This is a genomic window from Pseudomonas sp. GB2N2, assembly GCF_054897705.1.
This window is the reverse complement of the sequence record NZ_CM142701.1, coordinates 4,099,314-4,117,095: the sequence shown is the minus strand read 5'-3', so window position 1 is coordinate 4,117,095 and position 17,782 is coordinate 4,099,314. Positions and strand designations below refer to the sequence as shown.

The following is a 17,782-nucleotide window of genomic DNA, read 5'->3' as shown; positions in this document are numbered from 1 at the left end:
CTTCAGGAAGAACAACTGATCTCCAGATGCTTGCCCCACTCCGGCGGCCGCTCGGCGTAGCTCTCCATCCCCGGCTGCTCCTCGAACGGCTTGCTCAGCACCGCATGCAACCGGCGAACCTCGGAATAGTCCCCGCTTTCCGCGGCATCAATGGCTTTCTGCGCCAGGTAGTTACGCAGGATGTACAGCGGGTTGACCGCGTGCATCCGTTGGCGGCGTTGTTCCTGATCCGCCACGCCCTCGCGATCCATCCGGGCGACATAGCGTGCAGCCCAATCATCAAAACCCTTGATATCGACGAAGTCATCGCGCAATCGGGCGACAGCCAGTTCCGCTGATTGATCGCCGAGGCGGCGGAAGAACAGGGTGTAGTCGACGCCGCTGTTCTGCATCAGTTGCAGCAGTTGCTCGAGCAGTTTCTGGTCGTCGTCTTCAGCGGTGGTGAAGCCGAGGCGGCGGCGCATCAGGTCCAGGTAGTGAGCCTGATACAGCGGCAGGTACAGGCCGAGGGTTTCGCGCAGGGCTTCGACGCTGATGAACGGCGTAAGGGCCTGGGCCAGGGCGCTGAGGTTCCACTGGCCGATTGGCACCTGGTTGCTGAAGGAGTAGCGGCCCTGATCATCGGAATGGTTGCAGATGAAGTTGGCGTCGAAGTCATCAAGGAAGGCGAACGGGCCAAAATCGAAGGTGATGCCAAGGATCGACATGTTGTCGGTGTTCATCACCCCATGGCAGAAACCATACGCCTGCCATTTGGCGATCAGCTCGGCGTTGCGCTCGACGATTTCGCGAAACATCGCCAGATAGGGTTCAGGCTGTTCGAGGCATTCGGGGAAGTGCATCGCCAGTACATGCTGGCCGAGTTCTTTCTGCTTCTCGGGGCGTTTGGTGTAGTAGAAATATTCGAAGTGGCCGAAGCGCACATGGCTCGGGGACAGGCGCAGGACCATGGCCGCGCGTTCCTGTTTCTCGCGCCACACCGGTGTGTCGGAACCGATCACGCACAGCGCGCGGGTGGTCGGGATGTTCAGGGCATGCAGGGCTTCGGAAGCGAGAAACTCACGGATCGATGAACGCAGCACGGCACGGCCATCGCCCATGCGCGAAAAAGGCGTCTGGCCGGCGCCCTTAAGGTGCAAATCCCAGTGCTCGCCGGCCTCGTTGTAGACCTCGCCCAGCAACAAGCCGCGGCCGTCACCCAGTTGCGGGTTGTACGAGCCGAACTGATGCCCGGAATAGACCATCGCCCGCGGCACCGCGGCGGCCCAGAGCTTGTGGCCGCTGAACAGTTCGGCGAATTCCGGGGTTTCGGCGACGGCCGGATCAAGGTCGAGCAGGGCCATGGCGGTGGGGCTTGCGACCACGAGGCGCGGATTGTCGATGGGCTCGGGCAGCACGTGGGTGGAGAACGTGTCGCCCAGGCGATCGAAGCGATTGTCGAAGGTCAGTTCGTCGAGGGCTTTCACCGGCCATCTCCAGCAGAATGTCCGAGCATTCTGCTGGGAACAGGGCGGTTAGTCGAGTTTGGCGGGCGGCGGCTCTTGCGCAGGCTGGCCATCCACCGGCGGCACGATGGTTTTGGTTTCGGACTCGATCGGCACGATCTTGTATTCCTCGCCGTGCAGGTTCTTGAGGTAGACCTCCATCTGCCGGAACGAAATATTGATCTGCTGCTTCTTGAACTCACGGTTGATGAAGCGGTTGACCTCGTCGAGCACCGGGTTGCGGTCACCGAGGTCGCGCACGTGCATGCGCAGTTCGTGATCGAGGGTGCTTTCGCCGAAATTAAGAAAGTACACGTGGGGTTCCGGGTCCTTCAGCACCCGCGGGTTATCCCGGGCCGCTTTCAACAGCAGCTCTTTCACCAGGTCCAGGTCGGAACCGTAATCGACGCCGAGTTTGAGCGTTACCCGAGTAATGGTGTCGGTCAGCGACCAGTTGATCAGTTGCCCGGTGATGAACGTTTTGTTCGGGACAATGATGTCCTTGCGGTCGAAGTCGGTGATGGTCGTCGCGCGGATGCGGATTTTGCTCACCGTACCCGACAGGTTGCCGATGGTGATGGTGTCACCGATCCGTACCGGGCGTTCGAACAGGATCATGATCCCGGAGATGAAGTTCGCGAAGATCTCCTGCATGCCGAAACCGAGCCCGACCGAGAGCGCCGCCACCAGCCATTGCAACTTGTCCCAGCTCACGCCGAGGGTCGACAGGGTCGAGACGAAACCGACGCCGGCGATCACGTACGACAGCAGCGTGGTCGTGGCGTAGGCGCTGCCCTGTGCCAGGTTCAGCTTCGACAACACCAACACTTCCAGCAGCCCTGGCAGGTTGCGTGCGAGGGCGAAGGTAATGCCGATGATGATCAGCGCACCGAGCATGTCGCCAATGCTGATCGGCACCATGCTCATGTTGGCGCCGGTGCCGCTGGTGTATTCGTAGAGGGTGATGTTGTCCAGGTACGAGAACACCGAGATCAGGTCTGACCAGACCCAGTACAGCGCGGCCATGAACCCGCCGAGCAGCGCCAGGCGAATCAGGCGCAGGGACTGCTCGTTGACCTTTTCGATGTCCAGGGTCGGCTCTTCGATCACCGCTTCGCCTTCGCCGGCCTCTTTGGCGGCCTGACGTTTGGCCAGCGCGCGTTGATAGGCCAGGCGCCGTGCGGCAACGCTGAGGCCACGGACGAAGGTGGCTTCGATCACCAGCCAGAACATCAGCAGGTAAAGCGTGTTGATCAGCCGGTCGCTGAGTTTCAGCGCGGTGTAGTAGTAGCCGAAGCAGACGGCCACGAACAACGCCACGGGCAGCACGGTGAACATGATCCCGACGGCTTTGCGGAACAGTGACGCGTTTTCATGCGCCGGACTGCTGATCAGCAGACGGCTCAGCAGCCAGGCCATTAGCGCGTAGCAGGTCAGCACGACCGGCATGCCCAACACGTCATCGGCCAGCGCCGCCGGTTGCAGCTCCGCGACCGCCACGACGGCCACTAGCGCCATGACCACCAGTCCGAGTCGACGGACCCAGCCCTGGAGGAATTCAACCTGGGGTTTTTCCCAACGGAAATGCAGTTCGGCCACGCCGCCCGGCGCGAGAATCCGGTAGGCGGTGTAGAACACCAGCCACGCCTGGCCCATTTGCATTAGCGCCGAGCCCATATTGGCGTTCTGCCCGCGAGCGTCAATTTGCAGGGCCAGCCCGCACAGCGCCAGGCCCAGCGCTACCGGCATTGCCAGCAGGATATTGATCAGAATCGCCTGCGGCGTGTGCAATTGACTGTCACGCTTGAAGTGGCCGATGTCCTGGTGAACCTTGTTCAGCCGGGCATACAGGCTTTTGCGCCGCCACAGCAGGGCGCCGATCAGCAGCACCAGTGGCAGGAACAGCAGCGGCCGCTGGGTCAGGCCGTCGACCAGTTCGCTCACGCTCGACTTCAGCGGCAGGGTCGCGACCTGACGTTGCAGACGCTCTGGCACACCGCGCATCCATTCAGGATCGAGCGGCTTGTTGCTCGGAATCCAGAACATCTGCTCATCGAGGGTCGCCCGCAGGCTTTGCGCAGTGCTGAGCAGTTGTTTCTGATTGAGTTGCAGCGTGATCGATTCGTTGAGCACCGCGCTAAGTTCGCGGTTCAGCCGCTCCAGCAGGTCGGCGCGGGTCGTGGCCAGTTCCAGCAGGCTCTTGCGCAGTTGCGGGGTGACTTGCTCGGGCGGCTGGGTCGACAGCAGGGTGTCGACATAGCTCGCCGGGTTGCTGAGCAATTCCCGTTGCTGGCTGACTTCAAACTGATACAGGCGAATATCGGCGATCTGGTCCGCCAGGTCACGGTCGAGCTTGAGACGCGGCAGGGCTTGTTTCTGTTTGTAGAGAATCTTCGACAGCAGCAGGCTGCCCTTGAGCACGTTGATCTGCTCGTCCAGCGCTGAGTCGCTTTGAGTGACGTTGTCCAGCTGCTGCTTGGTTTGCAAATTCTGTTGGGTGACGACGTTCAAACGGTCAGTGCTTTTAAGCAGGTAGTCGGACAGCTTCAGGTTGGCCGCGCTTTCGGTGGCCAGCAAGGTGCTGCTGCCGGACTTCTGCGCCTCGATGGATTGCTGCGTTACCGTCTCCTGGGACTGGGCCAGGCGTTTCTGATTGATCAGGGTTTGCAGCTCCTGGATTTCCCGGTCCAGGCGGTCGGTTTTTTCGGTCAGCACATCGTGCTGACTGTTACCGAGGTCTTGCAATTGGTTGTTGCTGGCCAGTTCCTGGCGGCGCAGCGGGATCAAGGCGTTCAGTGCCGCCAGCTCGGCGTTGAGCAAGTCGCGCTGTTCGCCACTCAAAGTCTTGCCGTTGTCTTTGCCGGCCTTGAGGATGTTATTGATCTGCTGGATGCGCGTCTGGCTGCTGGAGATTTCGGCCTGGGCGCGCTCGGGTCGGGTTTGTGCGGTAATGACCAGGCTGTTCGCGTCAGCCAAGGCTTTTTGCAGATCGCTTTGCTGGGTCGAACGGTCGGTCAGCAGTTGTTCCAGCTGTTGAATCGACTCTTTGCTGTAGCGCTGCGCCACTGGCGTGACGCTGGTGGCCTTGAGGCGAGCCAGTTCGCGCTGGTTTTCTATGTTTTGCTTCGGCGCAGTGGCGAGTTGCTGCTTGAGGTCGGTCAGCTTCTGCTCGTAGTCACGCTTGTTGTCGAGCTGGGTCAGCGTGTTTTGCAGGACGGTCTGCAAGGCTTTCTGGTCGGCCTCCGGCAGTTTGCGCTCGGCGATCTTGTCGAGGTTGGCCTGTACGGCTTCGCTGGACGGTGGTTCGGCCGCTTGCAGCGTACCGACAGAAAGGCTCAAGCCCAGCAGGGCCATGATGAAAAAGGTGCGCAGGGTTGACATAGAGACCGATCGAAAACGAAACGAAGAATGGAGTTTAGAGGAATAGTCCCGGACCCGGGCTACTTCCTTCGGGGAATCTGACGCCTACTTTGCCGATCTTGTTCCCCTCCATGACCGCGACCGTCCAGATGGTGTTGTTCCACTCGACCTGGTCACCGACGACAGGTGCGCCGCCGACTTTGTGGGCAATGAAACGGGCCAGCGTCATGTCCGGATCGATGCCTTCGACCTTCAAGCCGTACAAGGCAGCAACCGCAGCCAGCTGGGCGTCTCCTTCGAGAACGAAGTCGCCGAAGAAACGCAGATCCAGACCCCGTTGCGGCGCCTGGCTGAACAGTTTTCCGAGGGCCGGAAGGTTGTGTTCGTGGCCAATTACACACAGCAAATCATCGACTTCGAGCACCGTACTACCCGACGGATGGAGCAATTGCTGACCGCGAAACAGTGCGGCGATGCGCGTGCCGTCGGGCATTTTCAGTTCGCGAAGGGGCGAACCGATGCACCATTTTTCGGCGCCAAGGCGATAAACGAACAGCTCCCACTCGCTGGTGACGTGGACTTCCAGTGCTGCGCGGGAGATCGGCGCCGGCTCGGGCGGGACGGTCACCTTCAACAGCTTCGCCACCCACGGCAGGCTCGTGCCCTGCACCAGCAGCGAGACCAGCACGATAAAGAACGCGAGGTTGAAGTACAGCTGCGCGTTGGGCAGCCCGGCCATCAGCGGGAACACCGCCAGAATGATCGGCACCGCACCGCGCAGGCCGACCCAGGAAATAAAGGCTTTTTCGCGGCCATGGAAGGCCTTGAACGGCAGCAGGCCGACCATCACCGACAGCGGCCGTGCAAACAGAATCATCCACAGCGCCAGGCCCAGCGCGGGCAGGGCGATCGGCAGCAAGTCATGCGGCGTGACCAGCAGGCCCAGCACCAGGAACATGCCGATCTGCGCCAGCCACGCCATGCCGTCGAGCATGTGCAGGATGCCATGGCGGCTGCGCACGGGGCGGTTGCCGATCACCAGGCCGCACAAGTAAACCGCGAGGAAACCGCTGCCGTGCAGGGCGTTGGTCAAAGCGAACACCACCAGCCCGCCGGCAATCATCAGGATCGGATAGAGGCCGGTGGCCAGATTGATCCGGTTGACCAGTTGCAGCAGCAGCCAACCGCCGCCGAGTCCGATCACGCCGCCGATGCCGAATTCACGCACCAGATGCCCGAGCAGGCTCCAGTGCAGGCCGGTTTGGCCACTGGCGAGCATGTCGATCAGCGTCACGGTGAGGAACACCGCCATCGGGTCGTTGCTGCCGGATTCGATTTCGAGGCTGGCGGTGACCCGCTCGTTCAGGCCCTTGCCGCCGAGCAGCGAGAACACCGCCGCGGCGTCCGTCGAGCCGACGATGGCGCCAATCAACAGGCCTTGAATCAGGTTCAGATTAAACAGCCACGCCGCCGCCATGCCAGTCAGCCCGGTGGTGATCAGCACGCCGACCGTGGCCAGCGACAGCGCCGGCCACAATGCCACGCGGAAACTCGAGACCCGTGTGCGCAAACCGCCGTCGAGCAGAATCACTGCCAACGCGAGGTTGCCGACCAGATAAGCCGTAGGGTAGTTATCGAAAATAATGCCGCCGCCGTCGACGCCGGCCGCCATGCCCACGGCCAGGATAATCACCAGAATCGGGATGCCGAGGCGCGACGACAGTGAGCTCACCAGAATGCTTGCACCTACCAGCAACGCGCCGATCAAGAACAGGCTGTTGATGGTTGTCGCATTCAAAGGCAGTACTCCAGGAAGCGGAAAGGCGGGCACAAACTGACCATGCAGTCTGCGTGCCAGCGATTCTAACCTGTTGAAATGTGATGCTGTCAAAAAGCTTTTGCCGATCAAAAGCCCGATGCGCAAGATGCCTCGACGCAACCCCCTGTGGGAGCTGGCTTGCCAGCGATGAGGCCCTCAAATATTGCGCCGATCTTGAGGCCGCCATCGCCGGCAAGCCGGCTCCCACAAGTTGGGGCGCCTATGAATCAGAGGCTGAACCGGCTGACCATCGTGTTCAGGTCCACCGCCAATCGTGACAGTTCATTGCTCGCCGCGCTCGTCTGGCTGGCGCCGGTCGCCGATTGCACCGACAGATCGCGGATGTTCACCAGGTTGCGGTCCACTTCGCGTGCCACCTGGGCCTGCTCTTCCGCCGCGCTGGCGATCACCAGGTTGCGTTCGTTGATCTCGACGATGGCGCTGTTGATCGTGTCCAGCGACAGGCCGGCACCGCGTGCGATGTTCAGGGTCGACTCGGCGCGCTCGGTGCTGTTACGCATCGAGTCCACGGCGTGTTCGGTGCCGGACTGGATGCTGCCGATCATGCGTTCGATTTCGCTGGTGGATTGCTGAGTGCGATGCGCCAAGGCGCGCACCTCATCCGCCACCACTGCAAAACCACGCCCGGCTTCCCCGGCGCGAGCGGCTTCGATCGCGGCGTTCAAGGCCAGCAAGTTGGTCTGGTCCGCCAGGCCGCGGATCACATCCAGCACCTTGCCGATGTCGCGAGACTCGTTCGCCAGATCGCCGATCAGCGTGGCCGTGCTTTGCACATCGGTGCTCATGCGTTCGATCGCACTGACGGTTTCCTGCACCAGGTCACGGCCATCACCGGCCGAGGTGGTGGCATTTTTCGAGGCTTGCGAGGTGCTGACTGCGTTGCGCGCGACTTCTTCCACGGCGCTGGTCATTTCGTTGACGGCGGTGGCGGCCTGTTCGATTTCGTTGTTCTGCTGGGTCAGGCCGCGGGCACTTTCGTCGGTGACACTGTTGAGTTCTTCCGCGGCGGAGGCCAGTTGGGTGGCCGAGCCGGAAATCCGCTGCAGCGTGTCGCGCAGCTTGTCCTGCATCTTCGCCATCGCCGCCAGCAAGCGACCGGCTTCGTCTTCGCCATCCACAGTGATCGGGCGCGTCAGGTTACCTTCGGCAATCGCTTCGGCGGCGTTCAAGGCGTTGGCGATCGGCTGGGTGATGCTGTTGGTCAGCAGCCAGGCGAACAGCAAGGTCAGCCCCGTCGCGATCACCAGCAACGTAACCACCAGATTGAACGCCGAGGAATATTGATCGGCGGCTTGCTGATTGGTGTCGAGGGTCTGCTGAGTGTTGATCTCCAGCAAGCGACCGAGCACCGCGTTGACCGCTTCGGAGTTGGTCAGCAAATCGGTATTGAGCAGCGTGCGCAATTCATCCACCTGATTGTTGCGCGACAGGCTTTTCATCCGGTCTTCGATCTGACGGTACTGCCCGAGCAACTGCACGTATTGATCGTAGGCGGCGCGTTCTTGCGGGCCGCTGATCAGTTTTTCGTAGGTCGCCTGGGCGGCGCGAATCTGTTGGTTGCGCGTTTCCAGCAGGTCCACGGTTTTTTGCTGAACGTCCGGCTCGCGGTTCACCAGCAAGCGATACGACAAGACCCGCAGGCGCAGGGTCAGCTGAGTGAACTCATCGAGACTCTTGATGCTCGGCACGCTCATGGAGGCGATGTTTTCGCCCGCCCCGCGAATCTTGCTCATCTGGTTCAAGGCAAACACACCCAGAACCAGCATCAGCCCGCCAATAAGAGCGAAACCGAGGAACGCCCGCGGCGCGATATTCATATTACGAAGAGACATGGTGTTTACCGAAAAGAGCGCATCCGTGCGGCGCTGAGACTGACGTATGCGTGACTTATCGGTCATGCGATTAAAGTCTTGAGGCGCTGCGCGTATTTGTCGCAGTCGGTGTTCGGCGACGAAGTGCAGGAACCAGATCCGCCAATCACAGTCTTTAAAACTCGCGAGAAAGGTCGTCCGCCAGGAAAATCAGGGCTTTGCGCCCCAATAACCCTGGCATCCGTGGTGACTTTTCTTTATCGTACGCGCCCTTTGAAAATGCTTGGAAAATCAAAATGTTGGAAGCATCCCTAAGCCAATTGGAACAGCTGGTCAGCGATCTGGTGCAACAGAACCAGAACCTGCTCGGCACTAACCAGACCCTGAGCGCAGAACTGGCCCAGGCCAAGGATGAAAACGAAAGCCTGCAACTGAACCTGATGGAACAGGAAGAGAAACAAGGCGCGACCGCCGCGCGTATTCAAGCCCTGGTTGAACGTGTCAGCGCCGGCCCGGTTAGCGCATGAGCGTCGGCGCCGCAGGGGTAAAAGTCGTCTCGATCCTGGGGGAGGACTATTCGATCAAGGCGCCGGCCGGGGAAGAGCAAACCCTGCTGGACGCCGCCACTATGTTGAAAGTCGCTTTGGCTGAAACCAAAAGGAAGTACCCGACACTGATTGGTGACCGCCTGTTGGTGCTGGCGGCGATGAATCTGTGCTCGCAACAGATCGACATGAAAAAGCAGCACAAGCTCGAACTCGACCGTTACCAAGAGCAAGTCAGCGCCACGGTTGAAGTGATCTCCAAGACGATCAATCAGGCCTGATCGGCTTTGCGCACAACCAAAGAATAAATTGTCGTTTGCGTTGTATACAATCGGCACGGCTGTTGCAGTGTTTCAGCCTCTTATTCTTTGGGGGTGCTCCATGCAGTTCTGGCGACGCAGTATTCAATGGCAGTTGATCCTCAGCATGGGGACCGCCCTGCTGGTCAGTATCCTGATCGTGGTTGGCATTTATACCCTCGTGGTCAACCGTCTCGCCCAGAGCTACCTGGTCGAACAAGCGCTGCCGTCGAGCATCGAAGCGATGCGCAACGACATCGAGCGCATCCTCGTGCAGCCTCTCACCGCCGCCAAGGACATCGCCAGCAACAGCATGGTGCGCGACTGGTTGGCCGGGGGTGAAAACAGTGCCCAGACCGACGCTTTCGTGCAATACCTGGAAGGCATTCGCGCTGAGCACAAAGCCTTTACCTCGCTGATTGTCGGCACCGCTTCAAACCACTACTTCACGGAAAAAGGCCTGGACCGCACCCTCAGCCGTGCCAACCCCAAAGACGCCTGGTTCTATGCATTTATCGACAGCAACCAGCCGCGCACCCTCAATATCGACAATGACACCGCGACCGGAGAATTGGCGCTGTTCATCGACCTCAAGGTCGAGCAGGCCGGCAAAATCGTGGGCGTTGCCGGGCTTGGCTTGAGCATGAAAGAGCTGTCGGAGCTCATCCACAACTTCAACTTCGGTGCGCGCGGCAGGGTCTATCTCGTGCGTTCCGACGGTTTGATCCAAGTTCATCCCGAGGCGCAATTTAGCGGTAAACGTACGTTGGCCGAGCAAATCGGCGCGCCGGCAGCGCAGGCCGTGATGGGTCAAAAAACCGCCACCAGCAGCAGCTTTGTCCGCGAGGGTGAAGACTACCTGGCCTTGAGTCTGCCGCTGCGGGATCTGGGCTGGACCCTGGTGGCCGAAGTGCCACAGTCGCAGATCTACGCCGAAGCCCGCCGCGCCATGTGGATGAGCAGCGGCATTGGTCTGACGGTGGCGCTGGTGTGCCTGGTGCTGGTGGTGTTGCTGGCGCGCGGATTGGTGCGGCCGATTCGTCAGGTAACAGCGGCGCTGGTAGCCATTGGTAGCGGCGGGGGAGATTTGACCCATCGGTTAGATTCCAGCCGCGCCGATGAACTGGGGGATCTGGCGCGCGGTTTCAATCGGTTCCTCGATAGCCAGCGAGAAATGATTGGCGAAGTGCTGACCACCAGTGAGCGTTTGCGCACCGCCGTCAGCCAAGTGGCGAAGGTCGTCGACAACACCGCCGAGCGGTCCGGTCGGCAGCAGGAAATGACCGACATGGTCGCCACCGCCGTGCACGAGATGGGCCTGACCGTACAGGAAATCGCGCAGAACGCGGGCAACGCGGCGGTCGCTTCACAGAATGCTCGCGATGAAGCGATGCAGGCGCGGGAAGTGGTGGGCGGGTCGATCCGGAACATCGAAAGCATGTCCGACGAAATCGGCCTGGCCGCCAGCGCGGTTGGCGAGCTGGCCCATCAGGTCGCGTCGATCGATCAGGTGCTGGCGGTGATTCGCGGGATTTCCGAACAGACCAACCTGTTGGCGTTGAACGCGGCCATTGAAGCGGCACGGGCCGGCGACATGGGCCGGGGCTTTGCGGTAGTGGCCGATGAAGTGCGCACGTTAGCTCGACGTACCCAAGCGTCCACCGATGAAATTCAGCAGATGATCGGCAGTCTCAAGCAGGGCGCGGAAAATGCGGTGTCGTCGATGCACACGGGGCAAGCGGCGACGGGCACCGGGGTCGAGTCGAGCCAGCGTACCGGGGCGTCGTTGACGGCGATTACCGGGCAGGTCGAGCGCATCAGCGACATGAACCATCAAGTGGCGACGGCCACGGAAGAGCAGTCGGCGGTGACGGAAGAGATCAACCGCAACGTGCAAGGGATTTCCGATCTGGCCCGGGCGACGGCGGGGGAAGTCAGGGCATGTCGCGAGGATTGCCAGACTTTGCAGCGGTTGGCGGATGACCTGGCGCGGCAGATGGGTGGGTTCAGGTTGAGTTGATGCGTTGTCTGTGCTGATGCCATCGCTGGCAAGCCAACTCCCACAGGGTTTTGTGTTGAATACAAAATTGTGAATCAACCCTGTACCTGTGGGAGCTGGCTTGCCAGCGATTGGATGTCAGCAGCAATGCAAAATTGTGATCAGAACCACTCATCCTGCATGCCCAGGCAAACATCATCCCGTGCCTCAAGAATCGCCAGCTCATGGTGGCAGCCCGGCACTTCCCAGGTCAGGAAATACCGCGCCGCCTGCAGCTTGCCTTTGTAGAAGCTCGCATCCGCCGCATTCCCCTTGGCCAGCCCTTCCTCGGCACGAATCGCCTGCTCCAGCCAGCGCCAGCCAATCACCGTATGGCCGAATACTTTCAGGTACAGCGCCGAGTTCGCCAGGCTGCTGTTGACCTTGCCTTGCGCCAGATCCGTCAGCAAACCGAGGGTCACGGTTTGCAGGCGCGCCACCAGTTTCTCCAGTGGTTCACGCAGCGGTGTCAGCGACTCATAGGCCTGGGCGCGCTCGGCCGTGTTGGCGATCAGGCGGATCAATTGCTTGAGCCCCGCACCACCGTTCTGCGCCAGTTTGCGTCCGAGCAAATCCAGCGACTGAATGCCGTGGGTGCCTTCGTGAATCGGGTTCAAACGGTTGTCGCGGTAATACTGCTCCACAGGATATTCACGGGTATAACCGTGGCCACCGAGAATCTGGATCGCCAGTTCGTTGGCCTTCAGGCAAAACTCCGATGGCCAGGATTTGACGATCGGCGTCAGCAAATCCAACAGCTCATGGGCCTGTTTGCGCTCGGCTTCAGTTTCAAGTGTGGTGGTGTCGTCGAACAGCCGTGCCGCATACAACCCCAGGTCGAACGAACCTTCGACGTAGGCTTTTTGCGTCAGCAGCATGCGCCTGACGTCAGCGTGTTGAATGATCGCTACCGGCGCCGTGCTCGGGTCCTTGCTGTCCGGCACCCGACCTTGCGGACGTTCGCGGGCGTACTCCAGTGAATACAGGTAACCGGCGTAACCGAGCATTACCGCGCCCATGCCGACGCCGATCCGCGCCTCGTTCATCATCTGGAACATATAGCTCAAGCCCTGATGCGGCTTGCCCACCAGATAACCGACGCACTCGCCGTTGTCGCCGAAGTTCAGCGCCGTGGAGGTGGTGCCGCGCCAGCCCATCTTGTGGAACAACCCGGCCAGCAACACGTCGTTCCGTTTGCCCAGGCTTCCGTCATCGTTGACCAGAAACTTGGGCACGATAAACAGCGAAATGCCCTTCACCCCGGCCGGCGCGTCCGGCAACTTGGCCAACACCATGTGCACGATGTTTTCCGACAACGAATGATCGCCGCCGGAAATGAAGATCTTGTTGCCCTTGAGTCGATAGGTGCCGTCAGACGCAGGCTCTGCGCGTGTGCGAATATCCGACAGCGACGAACCGGCGTGCGGCTCGGTGAGGGCCATGGTGCCGAAGAAACGGCCATCGATCATCGGTTGCAGGAAGCGCTGCTTCTGCTCCTCGGTGCCAAAGCTCTCGATCAGGTTCGCCGCGCCCATGGTCAGGAACGGGTACGACGTCGATGCCGCGTTGGCTGACTGGAAATGCGCGAAGCAGGCCTGGGACAAGAGTGTAGGAAGCTGCATGCCGCCGGCGTCGAAACTGCGCGCGGCATTGAGGAAACCGGCTTCGAGGAATGCGTCCACGGCGGGTTTCACTTCGGGAATCAGAATCGCCTGACCGTTCTCGTAGCGCGGCTCGTTCTCGTCGCCCTTGCGGTTATGCGGGGCAAAGAACTTCTCGGCAATGCTGCGGGCGGTGCCGAGGGCGGCATCGAAGGTCTCGCGATTGTGCTCGGCGAAACGCTCGCGCTGGGTCAGGCCTTCAGCGTCGAGGACTTCATACAGCTCGAAAGCCAGATTGCGGGAACTGAGCAACGTCTCGGACATGGCGGCCTACCTTTTTTGGAATGGGCCGAGTCTAGGCGTGGGAATGGAGGCTGAACAGGATGATTGATGGGAGTGATAGAGGGGCAGTTGCGAGGTGCGAGCTGCAAGCTGAAAGCTTCAAGCTGCAAGTAAAAGCAGTCAGAGGCGCTCCCGACGTGCTGTTACTTGCAGCTCGTAGCTTGCGGCTGCTGTTACCCGATCGTCATCAAGCTCGCATTACCACCCGCCGCAGCGGTGTTAACGCTCAACGCCCGCTCAATCACCAGGCGCTCCAGCGCAACATGGGTCTCGCCCTGGGACAAACCATGAACCCCGACAATCGCCCCGGCACGCTTGGCCACTTGCTGGCATACCGCGCGCAGCTGATCGGAATGGCCGTGATGCAGGACCGCATCGAACAGCGCTTCGTCCTTGTTCCAGTCGGGAACCAGCTTGATCCGCGTCTGAATGTCCTTCGGCAAGCGTGCGAACAAGGCCTTGCTCAGGTCAGCCTCCGGCCACACCGCCGAACCACCAACGGCCAGCACCGCTGCGAGTTGCGTCAGCAGGTCACCTTCGACTTCCGCCAGGCACAGCACGTGTTCACGCGGCAGGATCGCATAGCTGTTGCGCTCGCCGGTCGGGCCGGCGAGTACACGGGTAATTCCGCTTTGCGATTGCGCGGCGAACTGCACGCACAGGGCGCTCAGGTCGTTGAGCTTGTTGCTGTCAGCCCAGGCTTGCAGGGCGTTCAGCGGTTTGCTCATGGCGTCACGCAGGCGAACATCCGGTGCAGTGACAGCGTCGCCGCGAGCGAAGGATTGTTCAATTGCATCGGTAGGACGCGTCGACAAGAGACGGTACAGGTACAACGGACCACCGGCTTTTGGGCCAGTGCCTGACAAGCCTTCGCCACCGAACGGTTGCACGCCAACCACCGCGCCGACAATGTTGCGGTTCACGTAGACGTTACCGGCGTGGACGTTGTCGATCACCTTGGCGATGGTCTCGTCGATGCGCGTATGCACGCCGAGCGTCAGGCCATAACCGGAAGCGTTGATCTGGCCGATCAACTGGTCGATGTCTTTGCGTTTGTAGCGAACCACGTGCAGCACCGGGCCGAAGATCTCCCGTTGCAGTTCGTCGAAGCTTTCCAGTTCGATCAGCGTTGGCATCACGAAGGTGCCGCGTTTGACTTCATCGGCGTCGGCGATAGCCACCTGGTACACGGTACGACCTTTGTCGCGCATGGCCTGGATGTGCTTCTCGATGCCGGCCTTGGCTTCAGCGTCGATCACCGGGCCGATGTCCACGGACAGACGCTCCGGATTGCCGAGGCGGCATTCAGCCATGGCACCCTTGAGCATTTCGATGACACGGTCAGCGGAATCTTCCTGCAAGCACAGCACACGCAGCGCCGAGCAACGTTGACCGGCGCTGTCGAAAGCCGATGACACCACGTCGATCACCACCTGTTCGGTGAGTGCCGAGGAGTCAACGATCATCGCGTTCTGGCCGCCGGTTTCGGCGATCAGCGGAATCGGACGGCCCTGTGCATCCAGACGACCGGCGACGCTGCGTTGCAGCAAACGAGCGACTTCGGTGGAGCCGGTAAACATCACGCCTTTGACCCGATCGTCACCGACCAGGCGGGCACCAACGGTTTCGCCACGGCCCGGCAGCAGTTGCAGCACGCCTTCCGGAATCCCGGCTTCGAGCAGCAAGCGCACGGCCTGAGCGGCTACCAGCGGGGTCTGTTCCGCAGGTTTGGCCAGCACCGGGTTACCGGCCGCCAAAGCAGCGGCGACTTGGCCACTGAAAATCGCCAGCGGGAAGTTCCATGGGCTGATGCACACCACCGGACCCAGCGGGCGGTGGGCGTCGTTGGTGAAATCGTTGCGCGCCTGCACGGCGTAATAACGCAGGAAGTCCACGGCCTCGCGCACTTCGGCGATGGCGTTGGCGAAGGTCTTGCCGGCTTCGCGAGCCAGCAGGCCCATCAGCGGCTGGATCTCGCCTTCCATCAAATCGGCGGCACGTTCCAGGATTGCCGCGCGTTCGGCCGGCGGGGTGGCCTGCCAGATCGGTGCAGCATTCAGCGCGCACTGGATTGCATTGTCGACGTCTTCGACCGTCGCTTCCTGCACATGGCCTACTACGTCACGCAAATCGGACGGGTTCAGAACAGGCGCAGGGGTTTCAGTGCTGGAGGCGCAACCGAGCATCGGCACGGCTTTCCAGCTGTTATGCGCGGTGGCCAGCAGCGCGCAGGACAGCGACGCCAAACGATGTTCGTTGGCCATGTCGATGCCGCTGGAGTTGGCTCGCTCGGCACCATACAGATCACGCGGCAGCGGGATGCGCGGGTGCGGCAGGCCGAAGCCGCCTTCCACGGTAGCCATTTGCTCGATGCTGGCCACTGGGTCGGCGACCAGCGCCTGGATCGAGATTGACTGATCGGCGATCTGGTTGACGAACGAGGTGTTCGCGCCGTTTTCCAGCAGGCGACGCACGAGGTACGCCAGCAGTGTTTCGTGGGTGCCAACCGGTGCGTACACGCGGCACGGACGGTTCAGCTTGCCTTCGGACACTTTGCCTACAACCTGTTCGTACAGCGGTTCACCCATGCCGTGCAGGCACTGGAACTCGTACTGACCGGGGTAATAGTTCTGACCGGCAATGTGATAAATGGCCGACAGGGTGTGGGCGTTGTGTGTGGCGAACTGCGGGTAGATGACTTCCGGTACCGACAGCAATTTGCGTGCGCAAGCGATGTAGGAAACGTCGGTGTACACCTTACGGGTGTAGACCGGATAGCCTTCCAGACCGTCGACCTGGGCGCGCTTGATTTCGCTGTCCCAGTACGCGCCTTTCACCAGACGGATCATCAGGCGATGACGGCTGCGGCGAGCCAGGTCGATGACATAGTCGATCACGTACGGGCAACGTTTCTGATACGCCTGGATGACGAAACCGATGCCGTTCCAGCCGGTCAGTTGTGGCTCGAAACACAGGCGCTCAAGCAGATCCAGCGACAACTCGAGGCGGTCGGCTTCTTCGGCGTCGATGTTCAGGCCGATGTCATATTGCTTGGCCAGCAAGGTCAGCGACAGCAGGCGCGGGTACAACTCGTCCATCACACGCTCGTACTGCGCACGGCTGTAACGCGGGTGCAGGGCCGACAGCTTGATGGAGATGCCCGGGCCTTCATAAATCCCACGACCGTGTGACGCTTTGCCGATCGAGTGGATGGCTTGTTCGTACGACGCGAGGTACTTCTGCGCATCGTGCTCGGTGAGTGCGGCTTCACCCAGCATGTCGTAGGAATAGCGGAACCCCTTGGCTTCGAACTTGCTCGCGTTGGCCAGGGCTTCGGCGATGGTTTCGCCAGTGACGAACTGCTCGCCCATCAGGCGCATGGCCATGTCCACGCCCTTGCGGATCATCGGCTCGCCGCTTTTGCCGATGATGCGGCTCAAGGACGACGTCAGGCCGGTTTCGTTATGGGTGGCGACCAGTTTGCCGGTCAGCAGCAGGCCCCAAGTCGCAGCATTGACGAACAGCGAAGGGCTGTTGCCCAAGTGCGGCTGCCAGTTGCCGGTGCTGATCTTGTCGCGGATCAGTGCGTCGCGAGTGCCCTTGTCCGGGATGCGCAGCAGCGCTTCGGCGAGGCACATCAGCGCCACGCCTTCCTGGGACGACAGGGAAAATTCCTGCAACAGGCCTTGAACAATTCCGGCACGGCCGCCGGCACTTTTCTGATTACGCAGTTTCTCGGCAATCGAAGATGCAAGCTTGTTGGTCGCTTCGGCCATCGCCGCCGGCAGACGCGCCTGCTCCATCAGCATCGGCACCACTTCCGGCTCGGGGCGACGGTAAGCAGCGGTGATCGAGGCGCGCAGCACCGATTGCGGCAGGATGCTTTCGGCGAATTCGAGGAAGCATTGATGCGTGTGGTCGACGTGGGTTTCGCCACTGTCATCGGCTTCTTTGGCGGTCAGCCCGCTGAGCTCGGTCAGGGTTGCACCACCCTCGAGTTTTTCCAGGTAATTGAAAATTGCCTGTTTGATCAGCCAGTGCGGCGTGCGATCAATCGAAGTCGCGGCAGCCTTGAGGCGCTCGCGGGTTGGGTCGTCAAGTTTGACCCCAAGGGTGGTGGTAGCCATATTTTTATCCTCATGTTTGCCACGACCGCGTGGCATCAGCTGGCCGCAAGATTAGCTGCGCGCACAGCGAGGTGCAACCGGGTGCAACCCTTTTTTGTCGGAATATTACGCTGCTCGTCAGGAATTAATTTCCGGTACGCACGAACCGCTCTACGAACCGCTCTAGCTTGGTGCTTTTGCTTCTAGTAAACCGTCGTGACTGCGCTAAAAGGGAGCAAAAAAGCACGTTCCCAACGTAAACAACGCTAGGTGCAACTAATTCTCAAAAAATGGGTTGCACCTTATTTGCGTTGTTGAATAGGATTCGCGCCCAAGGTGCAACCGGCTCGATATTC

8 protein-coding genes and 3 pseudogenes are annotated in these 17,782 nt (G+C 60.7%); 4 read left to right on the top strand and 7 right to left on the bottom strand.

The genetic code is table 11. The features are described 5' to 3' along the window. Positions 1 to 2: 2 nt before the first annotated feature. The 5 genes and pseudogenes from selO to ACYZT4_RS18915 form a co-directional block, all read right to left on the bottom strand. Complete coding sequence (gene selO / locus ACYZT4_RS18935) at positions 3 to 1,466, bottom strand: protein adenylyltransferase SelO (protein ID WP_461982191.1); 1,464 nt, start codon at positions 1,464 to 1,466, stop codon at positions 3 to 5. A 48-nt stretch (positions 1,467 to 1,514) separates the two neighbouring features. Beyond that, entirely contained in the window at positions 1,515 to 4,865 is a 3,351-nt protein-coding gene (gene mscK, locus ACYZT4_RS18930; protein WP_461982189.1) for a mechanosensitive channel MscK, read from the bottom strand. Positions 4,866 to 4,899: 34 nt separating this feature from the next. Continuing rightward, positions 4,900 to 6,642 carry a potassium/proton antiporter gene (locus ACYZT4_RS18925; protein WP_461982187.1) on the bottom strand — a complete coding sequence of 581 codons (1,743 nt, stop codon included), beginning with the start codon at positions 6,640 to 6,642 and terminating at the stop codon, positions 4,900 to 4,902. Positions 6,643 to 6,890: 248 nt separating this feature from the next. After that, a pseudogene (locus ACYZT4_RS18920) lies at positions 6,891 to 7,487 on the bottom strand (methyl-accepting chemotaxis protein); the annotation flags it as partial. A gap of 306 nt (positions 7,488 to 7,793) precedes the next feature. Beyond that, a pseudogene (locus ACYZT4_RS18915) lies at positions 7,794 to 8,450 on the bottom strand (MCP four helix bundle domain-containing protein); the annotation flags it as partial. A 341-nt stretch (positions 8,451 to 8,791) separates the two neighbouring features. Here ACYZT4_RS18915 and ACYZT4_RS18910 point away from each other — a divergent pair. From ACYZT4_RS18910 to ACYZT4_RS18895, 4 genes and pseudogenes are all read left to right on the top strand, one after another. Next, positions 8,792 to 9,022 (top strand): hypothetical protein, encoded by a 231-nt coding sequence (locus ACYZT4_RS18910; protein ID WP_461982185.1) that lies wholly within the window; start codon positions 8,792 to 8,794, stop codon positions 9,020 to 9,022. Continuing rightward, positions 9,019 to 9,321, top strand: coding sequence for a cell division protein ZapA (locus ACYZT4_RS18905; protein WP_461982183.1), 303 nt, complete (start codon positions 9,019 to 9,021; stop codon positions 9,319 to 9,321). The genes ACYZT4_RS18910 and ACYZT4_RS18905 overlap by 4 nt, the downstream gene beginning before the upstream one ends. Before the next feature lie 100 nt (positions 9,322 to 9,421). Then, a pseudogene (locus ACYZT4_RS18900) lies at positions 9,422 to 10,447 on the top strand (cache domain-containing protein); the annotation flags it as partial. A gap of 66 nt (positions 10,448 to 10,513) precedes the next feature. Next, positions 10,514 to 11,359 (top strand): methyl-accepting chemotaxis protein, encoded by an 846-nt coding sequence (locus ACYZT4_RS18895; protein WP_461988734.1) that lies wholly within the window; start codon positions 10,514 to 10,516, stop codon positions 11,357 to 11,359. Between the two features lie 140 nt (positions 11,360 to 11,499). Here the strand turns inward: ACYZT4_RS18895 and ACYZT4_RS18890 are convergent, their stop codons facing one another. Together ACYZT4_RS18890 and putA are read right to left on the bottom strand one after the other, a co-directional pair. Beyond that, on the bottom strand, positions 11,500 to 13,302 hold the full coding sequence (locus ACYZT4_RS18890) for an acyl-CoA dehydrogenase (RefSeq protein WP_461982181.1): 1,803 nt from the start codon (positions 13,300 to 13,302) through the stop codon (positions 11,500 to 11,502). Positions 13,303 to 13,493: 191 nt separating this feature from the next. After that, positions 13,494 to 17,447 carry a trifunctional transcriptional regulator/proline dehydrogenase/L-glutamate gamma-semialdehyde dehydrogenase gene (putA, locus tag ACYZT4_RS18885; protein ID WP_461982180.1) on the bottom strand — a complete coding sequence of 1,318 codons (3,954 nt, stop codon included), beginning with the start codon at positions 17,445 to 17,447 and terminating at the stop codon, positions 13,494 to 13,496. Positions 17,448 to 17,782: the final 335 nt, after the last annotated feature.